General features: G+C 69.2%; 20 protein-coding genes. 12 read left to right on the top strand and 8 right to left on the bottom strand.

The genetic code is table 11. From position 1 onward, the window contains the following. Nucleotides 1-2: 2 nt before the first annotated feature. Nucleotides 3-1,391, top strand: a complete 1,389-nt coding sequence (locus BN4252_RS04275; protein ID WP_066526293.1) for a DNA polymerase IV — start codon at nucleotides 3-5, stop codon at nucleotides 1,389-1,391. Here the strand turns inward: BN4252_RS04275 and BN4252_RS04270 are convergent. Next, the gene (locus BN4252_RS04270) at nucleotides 1,388-2,290 is read right to left on the bottom strand and encodes an asparaginase (RefSeq protein WP_066526292.1); all 903 of its coding nucleotides are present in this window, start codon (nucleotides 2,288-2,290) and stop codon (nucleotides 1,388-1,390) included. The genes BN4252_RS04275 and BN4252_RS04270 overlap by 4 nt on opposite strands. Nucleotides 2,291-2,370: 80 nt before the next feature. Here BN4252_RS04270 and BN4252_RS04265 point away from each other — a divergent pair, with 80 nt between their 5' ends. Further along, nucleotides 2,371-2,934 (top strand): hypothetical protein, encoded by a 564-nt coding sequence (locus BN4252_RS04265; RefSeq protein ID WP_230208568.1) that lies wholly within the window; start codon nucleotides 2,371-2,373, stop codon nucleotides 2,932-2,934. On the opposite strand, the gene BN4252_RS04260 is transcribed toward BN4252_RS04265, so the two are convergent. Both BN4252_RS04260 and BN4252_RS04255 read right to left on the bottom strand, forming a co-directional pair. Then, a complete protein-coding gene (locus BN4252_RS04260) occupies nucleotides 2,931-4,625 on the bottom strand; it encodes an ABC-F family ATP-binding cassette domain-containing protein (protein WP_066526289.1) in 1,695 nt (564 codons plus the stop codon). The two genes, BN4252_RS04265 and BN4252_RS04260, sit on opposite strands and share 4 nt — an antisense overlap. A 4-nt stretch (nucleotides 4,626-4,629) precedes the next feature. Next, a complete protein-coding gene (locus BN4252_RS04255; protein WP_143341164.1) occupies nucleotides 4,630-5,568 on the bottom strand; it encodes an oxidoreductase in 939 nt (312 codons plus the stop codon). Between the two features lie 70 nt (nucleotides 5,569-5,638). Here BN4252_RS04255 and lspA point away from each other — a divergent pair, with 70 nt between their 5' ends. The 6 genes from lspA (at nucleotide 5,639) to dnaE (ending at nucleotide 14,906) form a co-directional block, all read left to right on the top strand. Next, nucleotides 5,639-6,133, top strand: coding sequence for a signal peptidase II (gene lspA / locus BN4252_RS04250; RefSeq protein WP_066526278.1), 495 nt, complete (start codon nucleotides 5,639-5,641; stop codon nucleotides 6,131-6,133). Beyond that, the gene (locus BN4252_RS04245; RefSeq protein WP_066526274.1) at nucleotides 6,130-7,059 is read left to right on the top strand and encodes an RluA family pseudouridine synthase; all 930 of its coding nucleotides are present in this window, start codon (nucleotides 6,130-6,132) and stop codon (nucleotides 7,057-7,059) included. The genes lspA and BN4252_RS04245 overlap by 4 nt, the downstream gene beginning before the upstream one ends. A 382-nt stretch (nucleotides 7,060-7,441) precedes the next feature. Next, nucleotides 7,442-9,172, top strand: a complete 1,731-nt coding sequence (locus BN4252_RS04240) for an efflux RND transporter periplasmic adaptor subunit (RefSeq protein WP_066526266.1) — start codon at nucleotides 7,442-7,444, stop codon at nucleotides 9,170-9,172. Between the two features lie 121 nt (nucleotides 9,173-9,293). After that, nucleotides 9,294-9,992, top strand: coding sequence for an ABC transporter ATP-binding protein (locus tag BN4252_RS04235; protein WP_066526678.1), 699 nt, complete (start codon nucleotides 9,294-9,296; stop codon nucleotides 9,990-9,992). 1 nt (nucleotide 9,993) lies between these two features. Then, nucleotides 9,994-11,265, top strand: a complete 1,272-nt coding sequence (locus BN4252_RS04230; RefSeq protein ID WP_066526261.1) for an ABC transporter permease — start codon at nucleotides 9,994-9,996, stop codon at nucleotides 11,263-11,265. A gap of 80 nt (nucleotides 11,266-11,345) precedes the next feature. After that, entirely contained in the window at nucleotides 11,346-14,906 is a 3,561-nt protein-coding gene (dnaE, locus tag BN4252_RS04225; RefSeq protein ID WP_066526670.1) for a DNA polymerase III subunit alpha, read from the top strand. Nucleotides 14,907-14,912: 6 nt separating this feature from the next. Here dnaE and BN4252_RS04220 read toward each other — a convergent pair whose 3' ends face one another. Then, nucleotides 14,913-15,281: a hypothetical protein gene (locus BN4252_RS04220; RefSeq protein WP_143341163.1), complete on the bottom strand. Its 369-nt coding sequence runs from the start codon at nucleotides 15,279-15,281 to the stop codon at nucleotides 14,913-14,915. Nucleotides 15,282-15,417: 136 nt separating this feature from the next. Here BN4252_RS04220 and ilvA point away from each other — a divergent pair, with 136 nt between their 5' ends. Further along, complete coding sequence (gene ilvA, locus BN4252_RS04215) at nucleotides 15,418-16,725, top strand: threonine ammonia-lyase IlvA (protein ID WP_187370919.1); 1,308 nt, start codon at nucleotides 15,418-15,420, stop codon at nucleotides 16,723-16,725. 25 nt (nucleotides 16,726-16,750) lie between these two features. On the opposite strand, the gene treZ is transcribed toward ilvA, so the two are convergent. Beyond that, the gene (gene treZ / locus BN4252_RS04210; protein ID WP_078056758.1) at nucleotides 16,751-18,346 is read right to left on the bottom strand and encodes a malto-oligosyltrehalose trehalohydrolase; all 1,596 of its coding nucleotides are present in this window, start codon (nucleotides 18,344-18,346) and stop codon (nucleotides 16,751-16,753) included. Between the two features lie 168 nt (nucleotides 18,347-18,514). On the opposite strand from treZ, the gene BN4252_RS04205 reads away from it, so the two are divergent. Genes BN4252_RS04205 through BN4252_RS04195 form a run of 3 tightly spaced genes read left to right on the top strand, consistent with a single transcriptional unit; the run spans nucleotide 18,515 to nucleotide 19,836 of the window. Further along, the gene (locus tag BN4252_RS04205) at nucleotides 18,515-19,156 is read left to right on the top strand and encodes an IMPACT family protein (protein ID WP_066526255.1); all 642 of its coding nucleotides are present in this window, start codon (nucleotides 18,515-18,517) and stop codon (nucleotides 19,154-19,156) included. A 35-nt stretch (nucleotides 19,157-19,191) separates the two neighbouring features. Further along, nucleotides 19,192-19,428 (top strand): hypothetical protein, encoded by a 237-nt coding sequence (locus BN4252_RS04200; RefSeq protein ID WP_066526665.1) that lies wholly within the window; start codon nucleotides 19,192-19,194, stop codon nucleotides 19,426-19,428. A gap of 18 nt (nucleotides 19,429-19,446) precedes the next feature. After that, nucleotides 19,447-19,836, top strand: coding sequence for an RNA-binding S4 domain-containing protein (locus tag BN4252_RS04195; protein ID WP_066526252.1), 390 nt, complete (start codon nucleotides 19,447-19,449; stop codon nucleotides 19,834-19,836). 9 nt (nucleotides 19,837-19,845) lie between these two features. Here BN4252_RS04195 and BN4252_RS04190 read toward each other — a convergent pair whose 3' ends face one another. From BN4252_RS04190 to BN4252_RS04180, 3 genes are all read right to left on the bottom strand, one after another. Continuing rightward, complete coding sequence (locus BN4252_RS04190) at nucleotides 19,846-20,907, bottom strand: GTP pyrophosphokinase (protein ID WP_066526245.1); 1,062 nt, start codon at nucleotides 20,905-20,907, stop codon at nucleotides 19,846-19,848. After that, entirely contained in the window at nucleotides 20,904-23,477 is a 2,574-nt protein-coding gene (gene treY, locus BN4252_RS04185; RefSeq protein ID WP_066526241.1) for a malto-oligosyltrehalose synthase, read from the bottom strand. The genes BN4252_RS04190 and treY overlap by 4 nt, the downstream gene beginning before the upstream one ends. 89 nt (nucleotides 23,478-23,566) lie before the next feature. Next, a complete protein-coding gene (locus BN4252_RS04180; protein WP_066526238.1) occupies nucleotides 23,567-24,160 on the bottom strand; it encodes a hypothetical protein in 594 nt (197 codons plus the stop codon). Nucleotides 24,161-24,200: the final 40 nt, after the last annotated feature.

Below are 24,200 nucleotides of genomic sequence, written 5' to 3'. Positions count from 1 at the left end.
ACATGTCACGCTGGGTGCTGCACATTGATATGGACGCGTTCTACGCGTCGGTGGAGCAGCTGACCCGGCCCACGTTGCAGGGCAGGCCCGTGCTGGTGGCGGGGGTGTCGGGCCGCGGGGTGGTGGCGGGTGCGAGCTACGAGGCGCGCAAGTTCGGCGCGCGCTCGGCGATGCCCACGCACCGGGCGGCGCGGCTCGTGGGGCCGCAGGCGGTGCTGGTCGCGCCGCGCAGGCCCGTGTACTCGGCGGCGTCGCGGAGGGTGTTCGAGATCATCTCGAGGCGAGTGGACGTGGTGGAGCAGCTCTCCATCGACGAGGCGTTTTTGGAGCCCGAGCTGCTTGTCGACGCGACCCCGGAGCAAGTCACCGCATGGGCTAACGAACTGCGCGCGGAGATCAAGGAGGAGACGGGGCTGCCGAGCTCGATCGGTGCGGGCAGCGGCAAGCAGTACGCGAAGATCGGCTCCGGGCTTGCCAAGCCGGACGGGGTGTTTGTGATACCGAAGGAGGAGCAGCTGGCGATCCTGCACCCGCTGTCCGTCGGCGAGCTGTGGGGCGTGGGGCCCGTGACTGGGGCGAAACTGTCGGCGGCGGGGATCGAGACGATCGGCGACCTCGCGGCGCTGAGCGAGCGCGAGGTGGAGATCGCGCTCGGCGGGGTGGTGGGCAAGCAGCTGTGGCAGCTGGCGCGCGGGGTGGATGACCGCCCGGTGGCCCCGCGCGCGGAGTCGAAGCAGATTTCCTCGGAACACACGTACCCGCAGGACCTGACCACGGCGCCGGAGGTGGACGAGGCCCTGAAGCGCGCCGCGGCGGAGTCGCACAGGCGCCTGCTTCGCGACGGTCGCGGGGCACGCACCGTCACCGTCAAGCTGAAGATGAGCGACTTCCACATCGAGTCCCGCTCGGCGACGCTGCCGTACGCGACGGACGACCAAGAGACGCTGCTGGCCACCGCGTTCAAGATCGTGCGCTACCCCGACGAGGTGGGGCCGGTCAGGCTGGTCGGGGTGTCCTACTCTGGGCTGGAGGAGTCGCTGCAGGACGTGCTGTTCCCGGAGCTGGATCAGGCCATAGTGAAGCCGGCGCGGGAGACGGTGGACTACGAGGCCGGGGTGAGCGACGGTGCGGCCCGGGTGGAGCTGGTCAGTGAGCCCGCGCCGCAGGCTGGGCGGTGGCAGGCGACGCAGGACGTGGACCACCCCGAGTACGGGCACGGTTGGGTGCAAGGTGCCGGGAAGGGCTGGGTGACGGTGCGGTTTGAGACGCGGGCGAGCGGGCCGGGGCGGGTGCGCAGCTTCCGGGCAGATGACCCGCAGCTTGCGCCCGGCGACCCGCTGGACTCGCTGGACTGGGGCGATTGGCTCGCTGGCCGGGAGGAGGGCGACTAGAAGAGGGCGCGGGGGTCGGTACCGGACGCCAGCGCGGTGATCAAGGCCATGCGGGCCTGGCCGGGGCTGAGCGCGCCGGCGGCGATGGCGCCGCGCTCGCCGAGGGTGGCGCCCCCGCCGGCGCCGCCGTAGTCGAAGTGGACGCCGCCGCGCGGGACGGAGGTTGCCACCACAACGGGCACCCCGGCGCCGAGGGCGCGCGCGAGCTCGCTGCCCATGGCGTCGGAGACGTTGCCGGAGCCGAGGGCCTCGACGACGATGCCGTCCACGCCGGCGCCGACGACTGCACGGACCAGCTCACCGCTCGCGCCGGGCCAGGCGCGGAGGATGGGCACGCGGATCCCGTCCAGCGGGCGCCGGGCGACCGGGGCGGGCCGCGGCGGCGCGTTGTTGGGCGCTGCGAACGCATCGAGGTCCTCGGTGGATGCCTTGATAAGGCCGCGGGCGGGAAGGGTGCGGCCGGCGAAGTGGACGACAACGCCGCGGCCGCGAAGCCGCGGGTCCGCGGCGGCGGCGACGGCACCGCGGAGGTTGGCGGGCCCGTCCGCGTCCGGGTGGTCGGCGGGTAGCTGGGCGCCGGTGAGGACGAGGGGGCGTGGGTCCCTGTGGATGAGGTCGAGCGCGAGGGCGGTCTCGGCCATGGAGTCGGTGCCGTGGGTGAGGACGAGGCCGGCGAGGGAGGCGTCGGCAAGCGAATGCTCAATACGGGCGGCGAGCTCGTCGATGTCGGCGAGGGTGATGGAGGAGGAGTCGAGGTTCGCTGCGTCGAGGGCGCGGGCGGGGGCGCCGCTTGCGCGCACGAGCTCGGCGCCGGAGAGGGTGGGCACGCGCGCGCCGGAGGCGTCGGTGGTGGAGGCGATGGTGCCGCCGGTGGCGATCACGAGAACGGGGTGGCTCATGCGCACCACAGTGCCAGTTGGGACGGGGCGGGCGCGAGTGGGTACGCTGAACGAAAAGCTCAAACCACAAAGGAGTACACGTGCACGCACCGAAGATCGTCGCCGCCGCTACCGCATTCGGCATGGGACTCGCGCTGGCGGGCTGCTCCGGCAGCGAAGAAACGGAGCAGCCCACCTCCACGAGCACGGTGGCCGCCGCCACCACCCAGGCGGCTCCCGCGGCGGACCTGCCCACGGTGGAGGAGCTCAACGGCGTGCTGCAGCGGGCGGCGGACCCGAACCTGCCCATCGAGGAGCGGATGCTAACGGTGCAGGGCGGGGAGCAGGTGCCGGAGCTTTTCGACGTCATGACGCAGTCCCAGCAGGAATCCGGCGCGAACTTCCAGGTGGTGCCGCCGGTGCTGCCGGACTTCGAGCCCAACCAGGTGCTCGCCGCGGTGAACCTCACCGCCCCGGGCGAGGAGCCGACCCTGATCAACGACGTCAACTTCGTGTTCGAGGACGGCCACTGGAAGCTGTCGCAGCGCTGGGCGTGCAACCTCATCTCAGGCACCCTGCCGGCGGACCAGGTGCCGGCAATGTGCGCGGCGAACGCGCCCGTGGCACCCGCTCCGGTTGACGCGGCGCCGGCGCCGGCCCTCTAGCTGCCGTCGCGCCAGAGCTCGCCCGTCCACATGGTGGTCAGGGTGAGGATGCGGGCGCGCTGATCGCCGTGGTCGATGCGGCGGCGCCACTGCCGGCGCACCCATCGGTCGTGGCTGGTGATGATCACCGTGCCGGCGAACGTGGTCAGCGCCTCCTCCAGTTCTTCGGCGAGGGCGAGGGAGAGGTGGTTGGTGGGCTCGTCGAGAAGCAGCACGTCCGGCGGCGAGGCCAGGATGATGCCGAGCGACACGCGACGGCGCTGGCCCAGGGAAAGGTCTGAAAGCGGCTTGCGCGCCTGCTCTTCGCTCATGAGCCCCATCTCCACCAGCGAGGGGGCCGAGGCAGGGGTGTTGGCGGCGAAAACGTCGGCCGCGGTAGCGTCGAGGTTCTGCCACGCGTCGTCCTGCTCGAGGCGGGCGATGGAAAGCTCCTCCGGGATGATGAGCTCGCCCTCGTAGCCGGTGAGCGTGCCGTCGATGATCTTGAGCAGAGTGGACTTGCCGGAGCCGTTGGGGCCCTCCACGAGCAGCTGCTGCCCGGGCTGGACTTTGAGGCTCAGCGGCATGAGGCGGTCCGGCACGCGCAGGTTGCGGGCCGTCACCGCGGGCACGCCGATGGAGGTGGCGGTGTGCGGCGGCAGGCCGAGGAAGCGCAGCCGCTCGGGCGGGGCAGGGATGGCGGCGCGCTCCAAGTTATCTAAGCGCTGCTCGGCCGCGCGCCGCCGGTTGCCCACCGTCTTGGCCGCCCGGTCCGCGTAGAACTTCGCCCCGGCGCGGGCCTCGGTCTTGTTCTCCTGCGAGTGGAAGACGTCCTCCGCGGACTGCTTGGCGGCCTTCTCCAGGCGGGCGCGCTCGTGCTCCTGGGCCGCGTAGTCCGTCTCCCACCGGCGGCGCCTCGCCTCGCGGGCGGCGAGGTAGTCGCTGAAGCTACCGGTGAACTTCGCACCCTGGCGGGTCTCCTCGCCGAACCCGCCCTCGGGGCCGAGGCCGGGGTCCAGGTCCACGATGCTGTCGCATGCGGCGTCGAGGAAGTAGCGATCGTGCGAGGCGGCCAGCACAGGTCCCTTGAACGCGGTGAGCTCGTCGACGAGGAAGTCCACCGCCTCGTCGTCGAGGTGGTTGGTGGGCTCATCGAGCACCATGGCGTCCACGGGGCGCAGCAGCAGGGTGGCTAGGGCAAAGCGGCGCCGCTGCCCGCCGGACATCTCTCCCAGCGGCGTGTCCAGCGCCACGTTGGCCAGGCCGAGGCCCGCAAGGACGGTGGCGATGCGGGCGTCGAGCTCCCACACGCTGGAGTTTTCGGCACGGGCGAGGGCGCGGTCAAAGGCCTCCGCCAGCGAAGGGTCGTCCGGCTGCTGCGCCATGCGTTCCGAGATCGCGGTGATGTCGTGCTCCACCTGGCGCAGTTCGGCCACGGCTGCGTCGATAAGCGAGCGCGCGGGAGCGGTGAACGGCAGCGACGTCTCCTGGGCGATGAACCCGGTCACGGGCGGGGTGATGAGCGTGCCGGTGCTGGGGGTGAGCTCGCCGGAAATGATGCCCAGAAGGGTCGACTTGCCGGCGCCGTTCTCGCCGATCAGGCCCGTGACGGAGCCGGAGGGTACGGCGAATGAGATATCCGTGAGCACCCGGGCGCCGCCGGGGTAGGAGAAGGAAATGCCGTCCAGGCCGATGTGCAGGGGAGCGACCACGGCTCTACTCCTTGCCGTACGTCACCGCGGAGGTGACGTCCTGGACGATGCGCACGTCGCCCTCGCCGGCGTAGACGAGCCGGGTGGTGGCGGCCACGCGGCCCGCGACGGGTAGCGGGCGGGCGAGGTCCACGGTGAGCTCGGCGTCGGAGGTGGTGGCGGTGCTCTCCACGCGCAGCGTCTGGCCGTTGAGATCGCCCGCTGCCGGGTTGTCGATAGATAAGGTCTGCTCGGTGGGGCGCTCCGACACCTCCGCGCGCAGGTCCACGCGGTCTCCATCTATGGCGGTGATCGTGTAGGTGGTGGTGCGCACCATCGAGGCGCTGCCCGTGACCCTGCCCTCCACCGACCACGAGCCGCCCACGCCCACCGGCGCGTCCGGGAAGACCACGGCGGCCGACATCAACGACAACAGCGAGCGCTCCACCACGCGCCTGCCGTCTTCGGTCGAGCCCTCCGGCGCGAGCATCTTCACGCTGGAGATCAGACCGGTCTCGGCCGCGCGCCATCGCATGAGGAAGTCCTCGGCGGACGCCAGCTCCTCGTTGAAAGCGAGGTCCGAGTGCGTCGGCGTGCCCACCTGAAGCTCCACCTGGCGGGCGGCGGGGGCTTCGCCGCTGCCTGGCTCGCCGGCGTCGGCCGGGGCGACCGCGAGCGGCAGCGTCACCTCCTCCACGTCGCCCCCGGCTGGCGCGGCGGGGTCCACGTCCGGGCCGGCGGCGGACTGGGCGATGCCGCTGGACACCGTCACGACGGTGTCGTACGGCTCGGCCGCGTCGGTGTAACGCAGCGGGCGGGGGTTCTCGCCGGCGGAGAGCAGGGACACCTTCGGCGCGTCGACGGGGAACGCCGGCACCCCGGCCAGGGGGTCGTCCTCCCCGGCGGCGCAGGCGGTGACGAGGGGCACGACGGCGAGCGCGGCGGCGGCTCGGCGCAAGGACACGGGCGTTTTCAGCACCCCTCGAACCTACCCCACGCCCCTGTGGCACCCACGGACTACAGTATTGGCGGTGATGAACCGGCAGAGACGACGCGTGGCGGCCACCATGGCGCTGATAGCGGTGGTGGACCAGGCGGTCAAGCAGCTCATGCTCTCCTGGCTCGAGCCCGGAGTGCCGATGCCCGTGATCGGGGACTGGTTCCGCTTCTACCTCCTGTTCAACTCCGGCGCGGCGTTTTCCATGGGGGAGAATCTGACGTGGCTGTTCACCACCATCCAGCTCGCGTTCGTGGTCGGCGCGCTCATCGTGGCGCCCAAGCTCGCGGGCCGCTGGGAGGTGCTGGGCGTGGCGCTGATCGCGGGCGGCGCGCTGGGCAACGTCATCGACCGCCTCTTCCGCGCGCCGGGCTTCTTCTTCGGCCATGTGGTGGATTACATCTCCGTGGGCAGCTTCGCCGTGTTCAACATCGCCGACGCCTGCATCACCGTGGGCGTGGCGGTGCTGCTCGCGGCGATGTTCTTGCCTGAGCGCACTGAGCACACTGAGCACACTGAGGCGGGCCGATGAGCGGCGGGTTCCGGTCCCTGCCCGTGCCGGAGGGCCTCGACGGCATGCGGGTGGACGCGGCAATTGCGAAGCTCTTCGGCGTGTCGCGCGCCGTAGCGGCGGAGATGGCGCAGGGCGGCGACGTGCTGATCGGTGGGAGGCCCGCGCAGAAATCGGACCGCGTGGTGCCGGGCGCGATGCTGGAGGCCACTCTGCCGGCGCCAAAGGCCGCACCCGAGCCCGTGGCGGAGCACGTGGAGGGCCTGACCATCCTCTACCAGGACGACGACGTGATTGCGGTGGACAAGCCGGTGGGGGTTGCGGCTCACCCCACGCTCGGCTGGGAGGGGCCGACCGTGGTGGGCGGCCTGCAGGCCATGGGCTTCACGCTGCCGGACGCGGGCCCGCCGGAGCGCAAGGGCATTGTGCAGCGCCTCGACGTGGGCACCTCCGGCGTGATGGTGGTGGCCGCGAGCGTGCCCGGCTACTCGGTGCTCAAGCGGGCGTTCAAGGAGCGCACCATAGACAAGACGTACCACGCCATGGTGCAGGGCCTGCCGGACCCGATCGTGGGCACCATCGACGCCCCCATCGGCCGCCACCCCTCCTCGGGCTGGAAGTTCGCCGTGGTGGATGATGGCCGCCCAAGCGTGACCCACTACGAGGTTACCGAGGCGTTCAGGCGCGCGAGCCTGCTCGAGGTGCACCTGGAAACTGGTCGCACCCACCAGATCCGCGTCCACATGTCCGCGGTGGGCCACCCGTGCGTGGGCGACCCGATGTACGGTTGCGACCCGAACCTGGCGCGCGAGGTGGGCCTGAACCGGCAGTGGCTGCACGCCACCAAGCTCGGCTTCAACCACCCGCGCACGGGCGAGTACATGGAGGTCTCCTCCCCGTACCCGCAGGATCTGCAACACGCTCTCGACGTGGTTCGGGGGGCGTAGGTGCGGGTGCGCGCGAGGTCGCTTGCGTGGGTGCTCGCCGGCATCGCACTGGCGCTCGGCGGGGTGTACTCGGTGGGCATGGTCACGCCCGCGCACCACCACGGCGGCTAAGCGGCCCGGGTCCAGCTCCACGCCGTTGCGCTCGGCGGCGGTGGCCACGCGCTGCGCGCCATCGCCGCGGACCCGGGCGTAGAGGCCGTGGAGGCCCTGCCGCCTGACGCGGCGTGGGGGGCCTTCGGCATCAGCCCCGTTTCCTCGTTCTAGCGCCGCGCTCACACCGTTCCAGCAGGGGAGGAGGGGGTGCGCGGTGTATAGTCTGGCAAAGTTGCACGCCCCACTTATCAGAGGAGTGACCTTGCCTTATCGTCCATACAACCCCGGAATGAAGCGCGCGGTGCTCGCCGCCGTGGTCTCGGCGAGCCTGTTCACCGCCGCGTGCGGCAGCGCCGGCGAGAAGGATCACGGCGAGGGCCTTGCGCCGGGCGATTACACCATTGCCACGGCGGAGGGCGTGTCGGATTCCGTGGTGGTCAACGGCAAGATCGCGCCCGCGCGGGCCATCAACATCACCACGCCGCTGCAGACCGAGGTGGAGCGCATCGCCGTGGCGCCGGGCGACCGCGTGAAGGCCGAGCAGTTCCTCGCCTCCCTGAACGTGGACCAGCTGCAGAAACAGCTCGACGTCCAGCAGCGCCAGCAGGCGAACGCGCAGGCCGACGCCATGCAGACCGTGGAGACGGCACAGGCGCAGCTCAACGTGCTCAACGAGCAGATCAACAACGGCACCTACCCCGCCATCGCGGCGGCGCAAAGCCAGCTGAGCCAGGCACAGGCCGCCTACAACGCGGCCGCTGGAGCGAACGGAACCGCGGGCGTGGTGCTCGGCGCCGTGCGTGTGGCCACACAGATGGCGGGCCACATTTCCTCTCAGGTGGACCAGGCCGTGAGCAACCACCTGCCCGGCGGCACGCTGCCGGGGGTGCCCCAGCTGCCCCAGGTGCCGCAGGTTCCGGCGCAGGCGCCGCAGGTGCAGGTGCAGCTGCCGCAGGTGCCGGCGCAAGCCCCCGCTCAGGGGCTCACCGCCGAGCAGCTGGCGCAGCTCGCGGGTGCGGGTGCGGGTGCTGGTGCCGGCGCGGGTGCGGGCGCGGGCGTGAGCACCGACCAGGCCTACGCCGCGCTGCAGGAGGCGAAGGCGAACTTGGCCGCGGCGCGCTCCCAGGCCGAGCAGGAGCGCCTCCAGGCCCAGGCGCAGGTCGACTCCGCGTGGCGGGCGGCCGAGAACGCGAAGCTGGGCGACGGCGACGGAACCCTGGAATACCAGGTGCAGGAGGCGACCATCTACTCGCCGATCGCCGGCGTTGTCACCCGCGTTGACGTGCAAGAAGGCGACATCCCGCAGGGGCGCATCCTCAGCGTGGCGGACGATTCCCGCCTGCTCATCCGCGCCGACGTGCGCGAGGCGGACGTGCCGAACATTGCCAAGGACAACCCCGTGCGATTCACCTCCACCGCAACGGGCAAGAAGGAGTTCACCGGGCGCGTGGTGCGCGTCTCCCCGGCCGGGGACTCCGAGTCCGACACCGCCGCCGCGGCGGCCATGGCGCAGGGCGGGCGAGGCGGCGATTCCACCGTGACGTTCCCGGTGGAGATCGAGGTGACCGGCGACAAGGAGGGCCTGCTGTTGGGCGGCAGCGTGCGCGCCGAGATCGTCACCGCCGAGTCCAAGGACGCGCTCAACGTGCCAGTTGACGCCGTGTTCGAGGACGGCGGCAAGCAGAAGGTCCTGGTGCTGGCCACAGACAAGGACGGTGACCGCTCCGGCAAGGTGGAGGAGCGCGTGGTGGAGACCGGCGCCGCCAACGACGTGGATATCGCCGTGACCGGCGGCGAGATCAAGGCTGGCGACATCGTGATCAACTGGCCTGAGGATTACCGCGGCAAGGTGGGCCAGAAGGTGGAGATCACCGACTCCGGGTTCGACCCGGCAGAGGTGGAGGAAGCCAAGAAGACCCGCGAGCGCACCACCGCCACCGTGACCGTGACCAGCACCCGCAAGCCGGCCGGCACGCCGGCGGAGCAGCCGGCGGCGGAACCCGCCCCGGCAGCGAACTAGGGGAGGGTACGTGAGCACGCCGTTTTCCAACATGCGGGGCAAGCACCGGCGAGTCGAACCGGAGGCGGCAGCGCCTGCGGCGCCGGCGGCCGGGTTGGCGGACACCGGGTTGCTGATCGACATGCGCAACATTGTGAAGACCTACAACGTGGGCGAGCCGAGCGAGCTCACCGTCCTGCACGGCATCGACTTCCACGCCGAGCAGCGCGAGTTCGTCTCCATCGTCGGCCCGTCCGGCGGCGGCAAGTCCACGCTGATGAACCTCATCGGCATGCTGGACCGCCCCACTGAGGGGGCCTACGCCTTCAACGGCGAGCCCGTCTACGCCAAGACCGACCGCGAGCTGGCGGCTTACCGCAGCGGCAACATCGGCTTCATCTTCCAAAACTTCAACCTCATCGGCCGCATGGACGCGCTGCAAAACGTGGCCATGCCCATGATGTACGCAGGCGTGGACAAGAAGGAACGCGACGCCCGGGCGGAGGAGCTGCTCGGGATGATGGGCATGGGCGACCGCATCCACCACCAGCCCAACGAGCTCTCCGGCGGTCAGAAGCAGCGTGTGGCCATCGCGCGCGCCCTGGCCAACGACCCGGACCTCTTGCTTGCCGACGAACCCACTGGCGCCCTGGACTCCAAGACCGGTCGCCTCGTGATGGACCTGTTCCACCAGCTGCACGAGGAGATGGGCAAGGCGATCGTCTTTATTACCCACAACCCCGAATTGGCGGAGGAGACCGAGCGCATCGTGGAGATCATGGACGGCCGCATCACCGACGTGCGCCCCACCGCCGGTGCGCGCGCGGGGGAGGCCAGCTGACGTGGATATCCGTGAATCGATCAGGCTCGCCGCGTCCAGCCTGAACACCAACAAGCTGCGCTCTTTGCTCACGCTTCTGGGCATCATCATCGGCATCATGGCCGTGATCATCATCATGACGCTTGGCCGCGGCCTGGAAAACCAGGTGCTGAGCGGCCTCGAGGGGGTGGGCACCACCACGCACCCGGTGGTGGTGCACGAGCGCCCCGACGAGGAAGCCGAGTCCGACGACCCGTTCGCGGCCCTGTCGATGGCGCCGCCAACTCAGGAACGCGACGGCGTCACCCTGGACCAGCTCCAGGAGCTGCAGCGCTCGTTCGACGGCCGCGTGCAGGCCGTGGACATTGACGTCAGCGGCGCGGGCGACGTGACCTACGGCGACACCACTGCCAGTGCTGACGTGAACGCCGTGCTCGCCGGGTCGCTAGACATGCGCGGCATGACCGTCGAGTACGGCCGCGGCATCACCCAGGACGACCTGGACGGGCAGCGCCCGGTGGCGGTGGTCTCCCGCGAGTTCGTCGACGCCCTCTTCGGCGACGACGAGCGCGCCGCCATGGGCAAGCGGTTCGATGTTGACGTGGACGGCCAGCCGGCGGTCTACACCGTGATCGGGGTGCTGGAGGAGCACAAGTCGGGCGGCATGCTGGGCGGGCCCCAGTCCTTCGCCGAGATTTTCATCCCGGTCTCGTCCGCGGACCGCGTGGGCTTGGAAAACAGCTGGGTGTCCAACTTCCAGGTGCAGTCCGCGCCGGACGAGGACACCGCCACGTTCCAGGCGGACCTGCAGTCCTACCTGGACCGGCTCTACCGCGGCAACCAGGATTACGAGGCCGAGGTGCTCGACCTCTCCTCCTCTTTGGAGGAGCTCACGGGAGTGTTCCGCATCATGTCCAGCGTGCTCTCCGCCATCGGCGGCATCTCGCTGCTGGTGGGCGGCATCGGCGTGATGAACATCATGCTGATCACCGTCACCGAGCGCACCCGCGAGATCGGCGTGCGCAAGGCGCTGGGAGCCACCCAGAACGACATCCGCGTCCAGTTCATCGTGGAGGCCATGATGGTCTGCCTGATCGGCGGCGTCATCGGCGTGATCCTCGGCGGGGCGATCGGCATGATCGCCACCGCGTCCTTCGACGCCTTTGTTTGGCCGCCGCTTAGCGCCATCGCACTCGCACTGGTGTTCTCACTCGCCACGGGCGTGTTCTTCGGCGCGTACCCCGCCTCGAAGGCCGCAAAGATGCAGCCTATTGAGGCGTTGCGGTACGAGTAGGGGGATCGTCGAAAAGCACAAGCTCGTGCTAATCGACGATCATTTCTGAGCGCGTCGGCACCGCCGATATGATGGCGGGCATGGCCAAACACTCCTCCTTCGTGCACCTGCACAACCACACCGAGTTCTCCATGCTCGACGGCATGGCCAAAGTGGACCTGCTGGCGGAGGAGGTCGCGCGCCAGGGTATGCCCGCGGTGGGGATGACCGACCACGGCAACATGTTCGGCTCCAACGCGTTTTACCGGCGCATGGTTGACGCCGGTATCAAGCCGATCATCGGCATCGAGGCGTACATGGCGCCCGGCAGCCGCTTTGACAAGAAGCGCCAGCTCTGGGGCACGCCCGACCAGAAATCCGACGACGTGTCCGCCTCCGGTGCGTACCTGCACCAAACCATGCTGGCGGAAAACGCGACGGGGCTGCGCAACCTGTTCAAGCTCTCCTCGCTGGCGAGCTACGAGGGGCAGCTGGGCAAGTGGCCGCGGATGGACGCGGAGCTGATTGCGGAGCACGCCGACGGCATCATCGCCACCACCGGCTGCCCCTCGGGCGACGTACAGACTCGGCTGCGCCTGGGGCAATACGACCAGGCGCTCGAGGCGGCCGCGATGTGGCAAGACATCTACGGCAAGGACAACTACTTCCTCGAGCTGATGGACCACGGCCTGCACATCGAGCGCCGCGTGCGCGAGGACCTGCTGCGTATCGGCGAGACCCTGGGGCTGCCGCCGTTGGTGACCAATGACTGCCACTACGTGCTCGAATCCCAAGCGCCCGCGCACGAGGCAATGTTGTGCGTGCAGACGGGCAAGACGCTGATGGACCCGGACCGCTTCAAGTTCGACGGCACGGGCTACTACATCAAGTCCGCCGAGCAGATGCGCGAGCTGTGGGATTCCACGGTGCCGGACGGGTGCGACAACACGCTGTGGATCGCGGAGCGCGTGGGCGACTACGGGGAGCTGTGGGAGGAGCACCCGCACGACCGCATGCCCATCGCCGACGTGCCCGAGGGGCACACGCCGACCTCCTGGCTCATGGAGGAGGTCATGAGGGGCCTCAAGGACCGCTTCGACGGTGGCGAGGTGCCGGAGGAGTACGTCTCCCGCGCCCGCTACGAGGTCGAGGTCATCGACATGAAGGGCTACCCCTCCTACTTCCTCATCGTGGCCGAGCTGATCAAGCACGCGCGCGAGGTGGGCATCCGCGTAGGTCCCGGCCGTGGATCGGCCGCGGGCTCGTTGGTGGCGTATGCGCTGACCATCACCAACATCGACCCCATGGAGCACGGCCTGCTCTTCGAGCGGTTCCTGAACCCGGAGCGCCCGTCAGCGCCCGATATCGATATCGACTTCGATGACCGCCGCCGCACCGAGATGATCAACTACGCCGCCCAGCGCTGGGGCGAGGACAAGATCGCCCAGGTGATCACGTTCGGCACCGTGAAGACGAAGCAGGCCATCAAGGACTCGGCCAAGGTGAACTTCGGCCAGCCCGGTTTCCAGATGGCGGACCGCATCAACGCGGCGTTGCCGCCGACCATCATGGCCAAGGACATCCCGCTGGCCGGCATCACCGACCCGAAGCACGCGCGCTACGCCGAGGCCGCCGAGGTACGTTCATTGATCGAGACCGACCCGGACGTGTCGAAGATCTACGAGACCGCCCGCGGCTTGGAGGGCGTGGTACGCCAGGCGGGTGTGCACGCCTGCGCGGTGATCATGGCGTCGGTGCCCCTGATGGACCACATCCCGATGTGGAAGCGCCCTGCGGACGGCGCGCTGATCACCGGCTGGGACTACCCGGCGTGCGAGTCCATCGGGCTGTTGAAGATGGACTTTCTGGGCCTGCGCAACCTGACCGTGCTGGGCGACGCGCTGGAGAACGTGGAGAAGAACCGGGGCGAGACCCTCGACCTGGAGGGCCTGGACACCGACAACGAGAAGGTCTACGAGCTGCTCTCGCGGGGCGACACCCTCGGCGTGTTCCAGCTCGACTCGGGCGGCATGCAGGAGCTGCTCAAGCGGATGCGCCCGACCGGCTTCAACGACATCGTGGCCTCGCTGGCGCTCTACCGCCCGGGCCCGATGGGCGTGAACGCCCACTGGGACTACGCGGATCGTAAGAACGGGCGCAAGCCCATCACCCCGATCCACCCGGAGTTGGAGGAACCGCTGCGCGAGATCCTGGACGAGACGTACGGCCTGATCGTCTACCAAGAGCAGATCATGCGCATCTCACAGAAGGTGGCCAACTATACGGCCGGCGAGGCGGACGGCTTCCGCAAGGCCATGGGTAAGAAGAAGCCCGAGGTGCTGGCGCAGCAGTACGAGAAGTTCTCCCAGGGCATGTTCTCCAACGGCTACTCCAAGGACGCGGTGGACGCGCTGTGGGGCACGATCGAGCCCTTCGCGTCCTACGCGTTCAACAAGTCCCACGCCGCCGGCTACGCCCTGGTGTCCTACTGGACCGCCTTCATGAAGGCGAACTACACCGCCGAGTACTTGGCGGCGCTTTTGACGTCCGTGGGGGACAAGAAGGACAAGTCCGCCATCTACCTCGCGGATTGCCGGCACATGGGTGTGAGCGTGTTGCAGCCGGACATCAACGAGTCGGAGGAGAACTTCGTCGCTGTGGGCGAGGACGTGCGCTACGGCCTGGCCGCGATCCGCAATGTGGGCTCGGAGGTGGTGGAATCCATCAAAGAGACCCGCCGCACAAAGGGCAACTTCACCAGCTTCTCCGACTACCTGGACAAGATCGAGCTGCTGGCCTGCAACAAGCGCATCACCGAGTCCCTGATCAAGGCCGGCGCCTTCGACTCCCTCGGCCACCCGCGCAAGGGCCTCATGCTGATCGAGGAGGACGCCGTCGACTCCGTGCTCTCCACCAAGAAGGCAGCAGACAAGGGCCAGTTTGACCTCTTCGCGGCCCTCGCCGGGGACGAGGAGGGGGCGGGATCCGCCTTCGCCATCGAGGTCCCTGACGACGAGTGGGACAAGAAGCACAAGCTCGCACTCGAGCGCGAGATGCTCGGCCTCTACGTCTCGGGCCACCCGCTCGACGGCTTCGAGGAGGCGCTCGAGGCCCAGACCGACACAGAGCTGACCACCGTCCTGGCGGGCGAGCTGCGCCACGGCGCGGAGGTGACCATCGGCGGCCTCATTTCGTCGGTGGACAGGCGCTTCTCTAAGAAGGACGGCTCGCCGTGGGCGATCGTGACCATCGAGGACCACCACGGCGCGCAGGTGGAGGTGCTGCTGTTTAACAAGGTCTACGCCCTGGTGGCACCGCAGATTGTGGAGGACAACATCATCCTGGTCAAGGCGCACGTGTCCATCCGCGACGAGCGGATGAGCCTGTTCGGGGACGACGTGAAGGTGCCCGAGCTCGGGCCTGGGAACGGTGCCGGCCTGCCCCTGCGGCTCACCATGCGCACGGACCAGTGCACGGTGGAGAACATCGCCAGGCTCAAGCAGGTGCTGTCGACCAACCCGGGCGACACCGACGTCTACCTCAACCTGGTCAACGGGGACCGCAGTCAGCTCCTCGTGCTGGGCGACCACCTGCGCGTGGACCGCTCCGCCAGCCTGATGGGGGACCTGAAGGCGACCATGGGCCCCGGCATCCTGGGGTAGCGGCTACTAGAAGCGGATGCCCATCTGGTTCAGCCAGTTGGTGATCTGCACGGCCACATCCACGCCGATCTGCGGGTTCGCGGCGACAACGATGGCCGCGACCTGGGTGAGGCCGCCGAGGACCGCGATGACGGTGCTCAGCACGGTGAAGAACTTCTGGCCCTCCTCGCTCAGGGTGCTGGCGGCGACGATCTTGTCGCTGACAGTCGGGTCCTTGGTCACCGTCACCGTGGACGTGGGGGCTACCTCAGTGACCGTGGTGGTAGACGTGCTGCTAGCGACGGGCGTGGTGGTGCCGTCGGCGTGGGCGGTGGCAACGCCGCCGAGGCACAGGCCCGCGGTGGTCAGCACGGCGAGAGCGGTACGGGAATTCATGAACATCTACCTTCTGGGAACAAGGGGAGTGCGTCAAACCTGGCTAGAAACTTAGCAGTATTGGTGGGGAAATACAGTGACGGGGAGCGTCGGCAAGCGAAAGCCCCCGTTTGGCGAGGGTTTAAGATTGGTCCCCATGAGCACAGGCATGGAGCAGGACAGCACCCACGCAGCGGCGTTCGAGGCGGTGCGCGCCGCTGACATCCAGGCGGCGCAGGCCCGGATTTCCTCGGTGATCGAGCCGACGCCGCTGCAGTACTGCCCGCGCCTGTCCGAGAAGTTCGGTGCACGCATCTACCTCAAGCGCGAGGACCTGCAGGACGTGCGCTCCTACAAGATCCGGGGCGCGTACTACAACATCTCGGGGCTGAGCCAGAAGGACCGGGAGGCGGGCGTGGTTGCGGCGTCGGCGGGCAACCACGCCCAGGGCGTGGCCTACGCCTGCCGTGTGCTGGGCATCCAGGGCAAGATCTTCGTGCCCAAGCCCACGCCGAAGCAGAAGCGCGACCGCATCCGGGTGCACGGGGGCGACAACATCGAGCTCGTGGTCACCGGCAACACCTTCGACGAGGCCGCCCAGGCGGCGCGGGCGGACGCGATCGAGCGCGGGGCGACGATCGTGGAGCCCTTTGACGCCCGCGACACCGTGATCGGCCAGGGCACGGTGGCGGCGGAGGTGCTCGCGCAGCTGACAGTTCTCGGCCGCGAGCTGGACACCATCGTGGTGCCAGTGGGCGGCGGCGGGCTGCTGGCCGGCATCACCTCCTACGTGGCGGACATGTCGCCGCGCACGGCGGTGGTGGGCGTGGAGCCGAGCGGTGCGGCGTCACTGCAGGCGGCCATAGCGAACGGCGGGCCGGTCACGCTCGAGCGCATCGACCCATTCGTAGACGGCGCCGCGGTCAAGCGCATCGGCGACTTCCCCTACGAGGTGGCGGAGCGCAACCAAAGCCGCATCGACCTGCGCCGCGCCGAGGAGGGTGCGGTGTGCACCGAGATGCTGGCGCTGTACCAGAACGAGGGCATCATCGCCGAGCCCGCGGGCGCGCTGTCGGTGGCGGGCCTGGAGAAGTTCGACATCAAGCCGGGCTCCACGGTGGTGTGCGTGATCTCCGGCGGCAACAATGACGTGCTGCGCTACGCCGAGGTGATGGAGCGCTCGCTGGTGCACCAGGGGTTGCGCCACTACTTTTTGGTCAACTTCCCGCAGGAGCCGGGGCAGCTGCGCTCCTTCCTCACGGACATCCTCGGCCCGGACGATGACATCGTGCTCTTTGAGTACCTGAAGAAGAACAACCGCGAGACGGGCGCCGCGCTCGTGGGCCTCGAACTGACCCGGGCGGCGGACCTCACCCCGCTTCTCGATCGCATGGAAGCGTCGCCCATCGAGTGCCGCCGCCTCGAGCCGGGCACGCCGGAGTACGAGTACATCGTCTCCGGCTAGCGGCTAGCGGCTGCTTACCGGGTGCTTACCGGGTACGCAGCACCGCGAACCCCCACGGGTCCAGCACCGTTTGCGCCTCGCCGACGCGCGGGCTTGTGAAGGAGTACAGCAGCTCGCCGCCCGCCGGCACCTCAACGTCCGCGCCGGAGTAGTTGGCGGCGAAGACCACGTCGCCGCCGCGCTCGCGCATGGTCAGCCACGCCCCGCCGTGCTCGACCTCCAGCTCGCGGAGGTCGTCGCGGTTGAAGCCGTGGTCGCGCCGGATCTTAAGCAGCCGCCGGTACGCCTCGAGCATCTCGCGCTGCTCCGCGTCGAAGTCCCAGTCAAGCTTGGCGGATTCGAACGTCTCCACCGCGCTCGGGTCGGGCATCTCGGCGCCGCCCGCGCCCCACTCCCGCATGCGCCCCTCACGAGTCAGGCGGTTGAGCTCCGCGTCGGAGTGCGACACGAAGAAGGGGAACGGGGTGCGCGCCGCGAACTCCTCGCCCATGAACAGCATGGGGGTAAAGGGGGAGAGGAGGATCGTCGCCGCCCGCAGCGCGAGCTGGTGGGGCTTCATGCTTTGCGACGGCCGGTCCCCAGCCGCCCTGTTGCCCGTCTGGTCGTGGTTGGTGGTGTACGTGACCATGCGCCACGGCGCGACATGGGAGAGGTCGAGCGGGCGGCCGTGGGTGCGACCCCGGAATGTGGAGAACGTGTCGCGGAAGCGGTAGGCGTGGCGCAGCGTGTCGGCGAGGATGTCCACCGTGCCGTAGTCCACGTAGTAGCGCTCCCGCTCGCCGGTGAGCAGGGTGTGCAGGGCATGGTGGACGTCGTCGAGCCACTGGGCGGACAGGCCGTAGCCGCCGCGGGATTCGTCGTTGACAATGCGCGGGTCGTTCTGGTCCGTCTCGCCGATGATGGTGCGGGGGATGCCCGTCGCCGCGGCCACCTCGTCCGCCACGGCGCGGATCTCCTCCATGATGGAGAAGGCGCGGCGGTCGTCGTAGGCCTGCACCGCGTCGAGGCGCAGCCCGTCCACGTGGAACTCGTTCAGCCACTGGCGCACCGCGTCGAGGATGTAGGCGCGCACCTCGTCGGACCCGCTGCCGGAGATGTTCACCACGTTGCCCCAGCCGGTATTGCCGGCGGTGAGGTAGGGGCCGAACGCCTCGTTGTAGTTGCCCTCCGGGCCGAAGTGGTTGTACACCACGTCCAGCAGCACGGCGAGGCCGCGGGCGTGGGCCGCGTCCACAAACCGCTTCAGCCCCGCCGGCCCGCCGTAGGCTTCGTGCACGGCAAACCAATCCACGCCGTCGTACCCCCAGTTCCGGGCGCCCGCGAAGGGCTGCACCGGCATCAGCTCCACCGCGTTGACGCCCAGCGCCACAAGGTGGTCGAGCTTGGCCGCCGCCGCGTCGAAGGTGCCCTCCGGGGTGAAGGTGCCCACGTGCAGCTCGTAGAGCACCTGATCCCGCAGCGGGATGCCGCGCCAACCCCCGTCCGTCCAGGCGAAGTCCGCGGGCACCACCTCGGAGGGGCCGTGCACGCCGTTGGGCTGCAGGCGGGTGCGCGGGTCCGGCAGGGGGGCGGTCCAGGCGGTGCCGTCGAAAAGCGCGAAAGCGTAGCGCTGGCCGGGCACCGGCGTCTCCTGGCTTTAGATAGCATCTAAAATAAGTTGATTCGAACTGTATATTAATGGATTTATTTTCAAATACTACCTGACTCAATTTGTATGTGATACCCTCACTAACAACTTTGAAACGCGTCAGATCTTCGGCAGCGTAAGATGTATAGGATTGAGCGCACCATGCTCACCTCATACGAACTGCCCGCCGAGGGCCTTACCACCCACGAGTTCGAGGTGAAGCGCTCCCGCTTCATCACCTGGATCGACCGGGCGCGCAGCGAGGACGATGCCCGCGCGCTGATCCACGCCGCGCGCGAGTCGTACCCCGACGCGCGCCACCACTGCTCCGCCTTCGTCGTCCACGTGGAGGGGGCGCAGCCCATCGAGCGCTCCTCCGACGACGGCGAGCCCTCCGGCACCGCCGGGCGCCCCATGCTCGAAGTGCTCAAAGGCTCCGGCATGCTCGACGTGGCGGCCGTGGTGATCCGCTACTTCGGCGGCGTCAAGCTCGGCACCGGAGGGTTGGTCAGCGCGTACACCGACGCGGTGGCGGACGCGTTACCGCAGGTCCGCCGCCGGCGCCGCGTGGTGCGCGAGCTGGTCACCGTCAACCTGCCGCACGCCGAGGCAGGGCGCGTAGAGGCCGAGCTACGCGTCCACGGCGTGGACGTTGTGGGGGTGGAGTACGGCTCGCTCGCGCGCTACACCCTCGCCTTCGCGCCGGGGGAGCGCCCGCTTATCGACGCCCACCTCGCAGCCTCCACCCAAGGCCAAGCCGAAGCCAAGGCAGCCGGCCACAGATGGATCGAGGTTGACGCGTAACCGGCGGCGCTGGCGGTGCTACTAGAATGGCGGCCATGACCATGCAGCCCCGCCCCAATAACCCCATCGAGCAGCGCAAGCAGCAGATGCGCAAGTACATGAACTCCGCGGTCGCCTGGGCCGGCGGCGGCCTCGCCGGCGGCGTGATCCTGTTCTTCCTGGCCAACCACTCCTGGTTCCTGCTTATCCTCGGCTTCATCGTGGCCGCGGTGGGCGGGTTTGTGAACTACAACCGCGCGCAGCAGATTGTCAACCACGTCGACGAGTACTAGGCCGCGGGCAGGCCGTTTGTGACCGCGAACCAGCCAACCGGTTCCGCCGTTCGCATCGACGTCTGGCTGTGGGCCGTGCGCATCTTCAAAACGCGCAGCCAGGCGGCCGAGGCTGTGCGCGCCGGGCACGTGAAACTCAACGAGCAGACCGTGAAGGCGGCCGCCCAGGTGGTGCCGGGCGACGCTGTGAGGGTGTGGAAGGACCACCGCTACCTCGAGTTCGAGGTGGTGGCCACCGTGAAGAAGCGCGTGGGCGCGCCGATCGCCCGCCAGTGCTACATCGACACTTCGCCGCCCCCGCCGCCCATGGACATCTTTGCCACGCTGCCCCAGCGCGACCGCGGCGCCGGCCGGCCCACCAAGAAGGAGCGCCGCGAGACCGACCGCCTGCTGGGCCGCGGCAACTGAGGGGCGCCGTTACTCGCGCGGCGGCTCGCCGCGCAGCGTGGCTAGGCGCCGCGTGAGCTTGCTGCGCCGCAGCTTCGGGCGGTTGCCCGCGTCCCAGGTGCGCTCGATGTGCTCGGAGCCGAAGCGGTTGAGCAACAGGTCGTCTACAAGCCGCACCTGGCCCGGGTTGAAGGGGTAATCGAGCGAGTTGGACACCGCCTCGATATCGGCGGCGCCCAGCAGCTCGGCCAGATCGCCCACCTCCTCCACGCCGTGGATGCGCAGAAGCTCGAGCAGGAACCGGTAGTCCGCCGCCCGCGAGATGGGGAAGCGGGTGCCCAGCAGGATGGTGAGGATGCCCGGCAGCGTCTCGGCCGTGAGGTCCGCGTCCGCCGCGTCGCCGAGGCCCGCCACGCCCTCCTCCCGAGGGCTGGTAATTTCCGCGATCTGGTCGAACTGCTGGTCCGCCAGCTCGATGAGGCCCGCCGCGAGGGTGAAGGCCCGGTCCACTTGCGGGTCCAGCGTCTCTCCGGCCGACCGCTTGTAGCGGATGTCGTGCTCGAACTCCGCCCACGCGTGCTGCAGGACCGTGCGCACCTGCACCTCGAAGACCGTGCCCGCGAACTCTTCCAGGCCCTCGGATTGCTCCTCCACGCGCAGGACCAGGTGGTGCGAGCCGTAGCCGAAGGCGCCCGCCACCCGGGTTTCCTGTGCCTTGTCCACGCTGCGCAGCACCTCGAACTGGTCCGCGAGGAGGCGCTGCACCGCCGGTATCTCGGTGGAGTGCAGTACCGTGATGCGCGCGCCCACGATGTCCTTGATGTCGTTCCACGGGTCGGGGTACATGGGTGAGCCGTCCGCGCGCAGCTTACGGGCCTTTGCCTTCAGCGACGGCCACGTCTTCACCCGCACGTCGACCCTGTCGAAGTTCACGCCCGCGTCGCGCATGAGCTCGTGCAGCGCCCCGCGGAACGTCGGGGCGAGGTCCTCGTGCGCCCGCACCCACGCAAAGTAGGTGGAACCCAGCCGGGCGATGGTTGCGTCCGGAACCTTCCCGGGCCGCTGCTCCGGTTTCCGCTCGCTCCCGCTCACAGCCGCGCGGCCTCCGTTAGCCGGGTGGACACTAATAGGGCGGTGGGCAGCGTGTCCAGCAGATCGGCCACGCGCACCACACCGGTGAAGACCCGGCCGGTAAAACGGTCGGCCCACTCGCCGCTAGGAAGCTGCAGCGTCGTTTCGCCCCAGCCGCCGCGCTCGTGCAGCGCGAGCGGCAGGCGGGTGGCCACCGCGATGACGCCGAGCCCCTCCGCGGAGCCAGGAGCTGAGGTGGCGCCGCGGGCGAGGCCCACCAGGTGCTCGTCTGCCTCCCCAACCGCGAAGACTGCCTGGTGCCCGCCCTCGAGGAAGAGGTCCGGGTGCTCGCGGCGCAGCTGGAGGCCCTCGCGGGTGATGAGCTGCTTGGCCAAGCTCGCGCCCTCGCCCGCGAGCCAGGTGTAGCCGGCGGCCCCGCCCGGTTCCGCCTCGGCGCCGAGGAATGCGCGCAGGTTGAAATCGCCCTCCCCCTCGCGCTCACCGTCGCCTTCGCGCTGTGCGAGGTAGCCATCCAGGGCGTCCGCGCGAGCTGCGTAATCCACAAACCTGCGGTTGTCCGGGTCCACCAGCGAAAAGTCGAGGAACTCCTGGCCCTGGTAGGTGTCCGGGACACCCGCGCCCGCCAGCTGGAGCGCCTTGCGGCCGAGCGACACCTGGACGCCGCCGCGGTGCAGGAGGGAGGCAAAATCCGTGATGATTTCCGCCGCCGGACCGTCGAGCAGCGCATCTACCCAAGCAAGCACCTGCTGCTCGAAGCCGTCCTCGACATCGAACCAGGTGGTGTGCACCCCGGCCTCGCGGATAGCCTTGGTGGCGTAGGCGTGGAGCCGCTCCCGGAGCGCCTCGTTGGTCGCGCCGTCCGCGGGCCACACCCCAACCACGTTCTGCAGCAGGAAGTGCCCCGTGGCGGCATCCGGCGGCGGGACCATGGAGAAAACCTCGCGGGTGAACTTGGCAAAGGCGTCCGGCACCTCCGCCATCTCGAGCATCCTGGCCCGCGTGTCCTCGGTCCGCTTCGTGTCGTGGGTGGTCAGTGACGTCATCGCGTGCGGCCACAGCTGCGCCCGCTCCTGCTGGAGCAGGTGGAACTCCGCCGGCCCTACGCCGAAGCGGCCCGGGGCGCCGCCAACCTCTTGGAGCGCGACGAGCCGGCTGGCGCGGTAGAACAGCGTGTCCTCCACGCCCTTGGCCATCACCGCGCCGCAGACCTGCGCGAAGCGCGTCTTCGCCTCGCCCTCCGCCAGCAGCGCCGCCGCGATCAGGTCGAGTGCGTCGCTGCGCTGGGGGAACTCCCGGCTCATCTCGGCGATGACGCTCGCGGTGATGCGCGACAGGGAGCGGTAATCGGCCCGGTACACCGGGATCGTGGCCACCAGCTCCATCACGGTGTCGGCGAGGTCTTCGTCCGAAACGTCTTGGCCCGCGGTGGAGAAGTTGTCGCGCCGGATTGCGCGCACCAGGCGGCGGATCTCCGCCCACAACTCGTACTTGGCCACCTTCGCCTTGAGCTGGCGCTCAGCCACCGTAATGGCCGCCTCGTCCCAGGTGGAGCCGCTCTCCTGCAGTGCGAGCATGCCCAGGGCGTCCTCGGCCCGACGGTTCACAAAAACGCCGTCGAGCTCTCGCATCGCGTCGTAGCCGGTAGTGCCGTCGATGTTGAGGCGGGGATCCAGCGGCTCGTCCGGGCTGAGGATCTTCTCCACCACCAACCAACGGTCCTGCCCGATGACCTCGCGCAGGCGGGTGAGGTACTCGAATGGGTCGGCAAGGCCGTCGGGGTGGTCCACCCGGACGCCGTCAATCAGGTCCTCCGCGATGAGCTGGCGCAGCACGCGGTGGGCGTGCTCGAACACGAGCGGGTCCTCCTCGCGCACGCCCGCAAGCCCGTTGACCGAGAAAAAGCGGCGGTAGGAGATCACCCCGTCGCGCCAGAACATGAGCCGGTAGGGCTGCCGCTCGTAGACCTCGCGGGGATCATCGCCCAAGCCCTCGTAGGTGCCGGGGGCGAGCGGGAAGTAGCTGTCGAAGTACTTCAGCACGTCCTCGCCGTCCGGGGCGTCGCCCTCGGGGAACTCGTCCGCGGCCAGGTGGACGAGTTCCAGCTTGTCCTCGTCGCCCTCGCGGGCGAGTACCGGCAAGCCCAGTTTCCCGCCCGCGCCGTTATCCTCGTGCCAATCGATGTCGAAGTAGGGCTCAAACTCCGACTCCTGGCCGTGTTTCAACACGTCCCACCACCACTTGTTCATTCGCGGCGTTTCCACCCCGAGATGGTTGGGCACGATGTCCAGCACGAGGCCCAGGCCAGCGTCGTGCGCGGCGCGCGCCAGCTCCCGCAGCCCGTCGATCCCGCCCAGCTCCGGGTTCACGGTGGTGGGGTCGGTGACGTCGTAGTTGTGGTTCGACCCCTCGGGGGCGGTGAAAATGGGGGAGAGGTAGAGGTGCGACACGCCCAAGGCCCGCAGGTAGGGAATCTGCTCTGCGGCCTCGGCAAACCCGAACCGGCGCCCCTCGGGGTCGGCGGCTCGGCCGCGCAGTTGCAGGCGATAGGTGGATGTGATGGGCCGGCGCATGATGGTGGGTGGACTCCTTTTTGACTCTCAACGCACCGGCGTGGAACGGGGGAGCACGCGGCGCACCCCGCCAACCCTACTTCCACCCGCTACGCGGCCGCCGCCTCGCGGTGCGCCAGCAGCGGAAAGCCCAGGGAGTAGCGGATCAGCGGGTGCTCGCCGAGCGCAGCGGCCACCTCGTGCTCGGGCGCGGTGAAGACGAAGAGCTCGCGGTCGTCCCGGCTGAAGAAGGTCAGCTGCCCCTCCGCGGCGAAGACTGCGGCGCAGTGGGCGTGAAGCGCGTTGAAGGTGCGCGGGTGAGCCAGCCACGAGGCGGCGGGAACGGCGCCGCCGCGGATCTCGAACCCGGCCGGGGCGAGGTGGCCGAGGGATGCGCGGGCGGGGCGGACCCAAAACTCCAGGTTGGCGCCCCGGGACGCGGTGCTCAACAACGTGTCGGCGGATGCGTTCCACGCCTGCTGCACGCTCATGCCCCTCGCCCCGATGGACTGGTGGGTGAGGCCGCGCTCCCCAGGCGCGTCAAAAACGCACACGAGGCCGGGAGACAGGCTGATGAAGGCGGTCGAGGCCCCGAACTCGGGCGTCACCCACTCGCGGGACCTGATTGAGGAGACCGCGGCGCGCCGGGCGAGGCGGGGCGTGATGAATTGGGGCGAGGGGCGGTACGGAGCATGAGCGGGCATGTGTATTAGACGCGCGCGCGGCGCCTCCGGTTCCCTCGGG

The organism is Corynebacterium bouchesdurhonense (genome assembly GCF_900078305.2).
In the GTDB taxonomy this organism is placed as follows: Bacteria; Actinomycetota; Actinomycetes; order Mycobacteriales; family Mycobacteriaceae; genus Corynebacterium; species Corynebacterium bouchesdurhonense.
Note: the sequence above shows the minus strand (reverse complement) of the source record. Positions and strands in the feature narration are given on the sequence as shown.

Bases quoted from the DNA above. Each gene is read 5' to 3' on its own strand.
- BN4252_RS04180 (WP_066526238.1), bottom strand. From the start codon at position 24,160: ATGCCCGCTCATGCTCCGTACCGCCCCTCGCCCCAATTCATCACGCCC.
- BN4252_RS04270 (WP_066526292.1), bottom strand. From the start codon at position 2,290: ATGAGCCACCCCGTTCTCGTGATCGCCACCGGCGGCACCATCGCCTCC.
- BN4252_RS04245 (WP_066526274.1), top strand. From the start codon at position 6,130: ATGAGCGGCGGGTTCCGGTCCCTGCCCGTGCCGGAGGGCCTCGACGGC.
- ilvA (WP_187370919.1), top strand. From the start codon at position 15,418: ATGAGCACAGGCATGGAGCAGGACAGCACCCACGCAGCGGCGTTCGAG.
- lspA (WP_066526278.1), top strand. From the start codon at position 5,639: ATGAACCGGCAGAGACGACGCGTGGCGGCCACCATGGCGCTGATAGCG.
- BN4252_RS04220 (WP_143341163.1), bottom strand. From the start codon at position 15,281: ATGAATTCCCGTACCGCTCTCGCCGTGCTGACCACCGCGGGCCTGTGC.
- BN4252_RS04235 (WP_066526678.1), top strand. From the start codon at position 9,294: ATGCGCAACATTGTGAAGACCTACAACGTGGGCGAGCCGAGCGAGCTC.
- BN4252_RS04200 (WP_066526665.1), top strand. From the start codon at position 19,192: ATGACCATGCAGCCCCGCCCCAATAACCCCATCGAGCAGCGCAAGCAG.
- dnaE (WP_066526670.1), top strand. From the start codon at position 11,346: ATGGCCAAACACTCCTCCTTCGTGCACCTGCACAACCACACCGAGTTC.
- treY (WP_066526241.1), bottom strand. From the start codon at position 23,477: ATGCGCCGGCCCATCACATCCACCTATCGCCTGCAACTGCGCGGCCGA.
- BN4252_RS04205 (WP_066526255.1), top strand. From the start codon at position 18,515: ATGCTCACCTCATACGAACTGCCCGCCGAGGGCCTTACCACCCACGAG.
- BN4252_RS04240 (WP_066526266.1), top strand. From the start codon at position 7,442: ATGAAGCGCGCGGTGCTCGCCGCCGTGGTCTCGGCGAGCCTGTTCACC.
- BN4252_RS04275 (WP_066526293.1), top strand. From the start codon at position 3: ATGTCACGCTGGGTGCTGCACATTGATATGGACGCGTTCTACGCGTCG.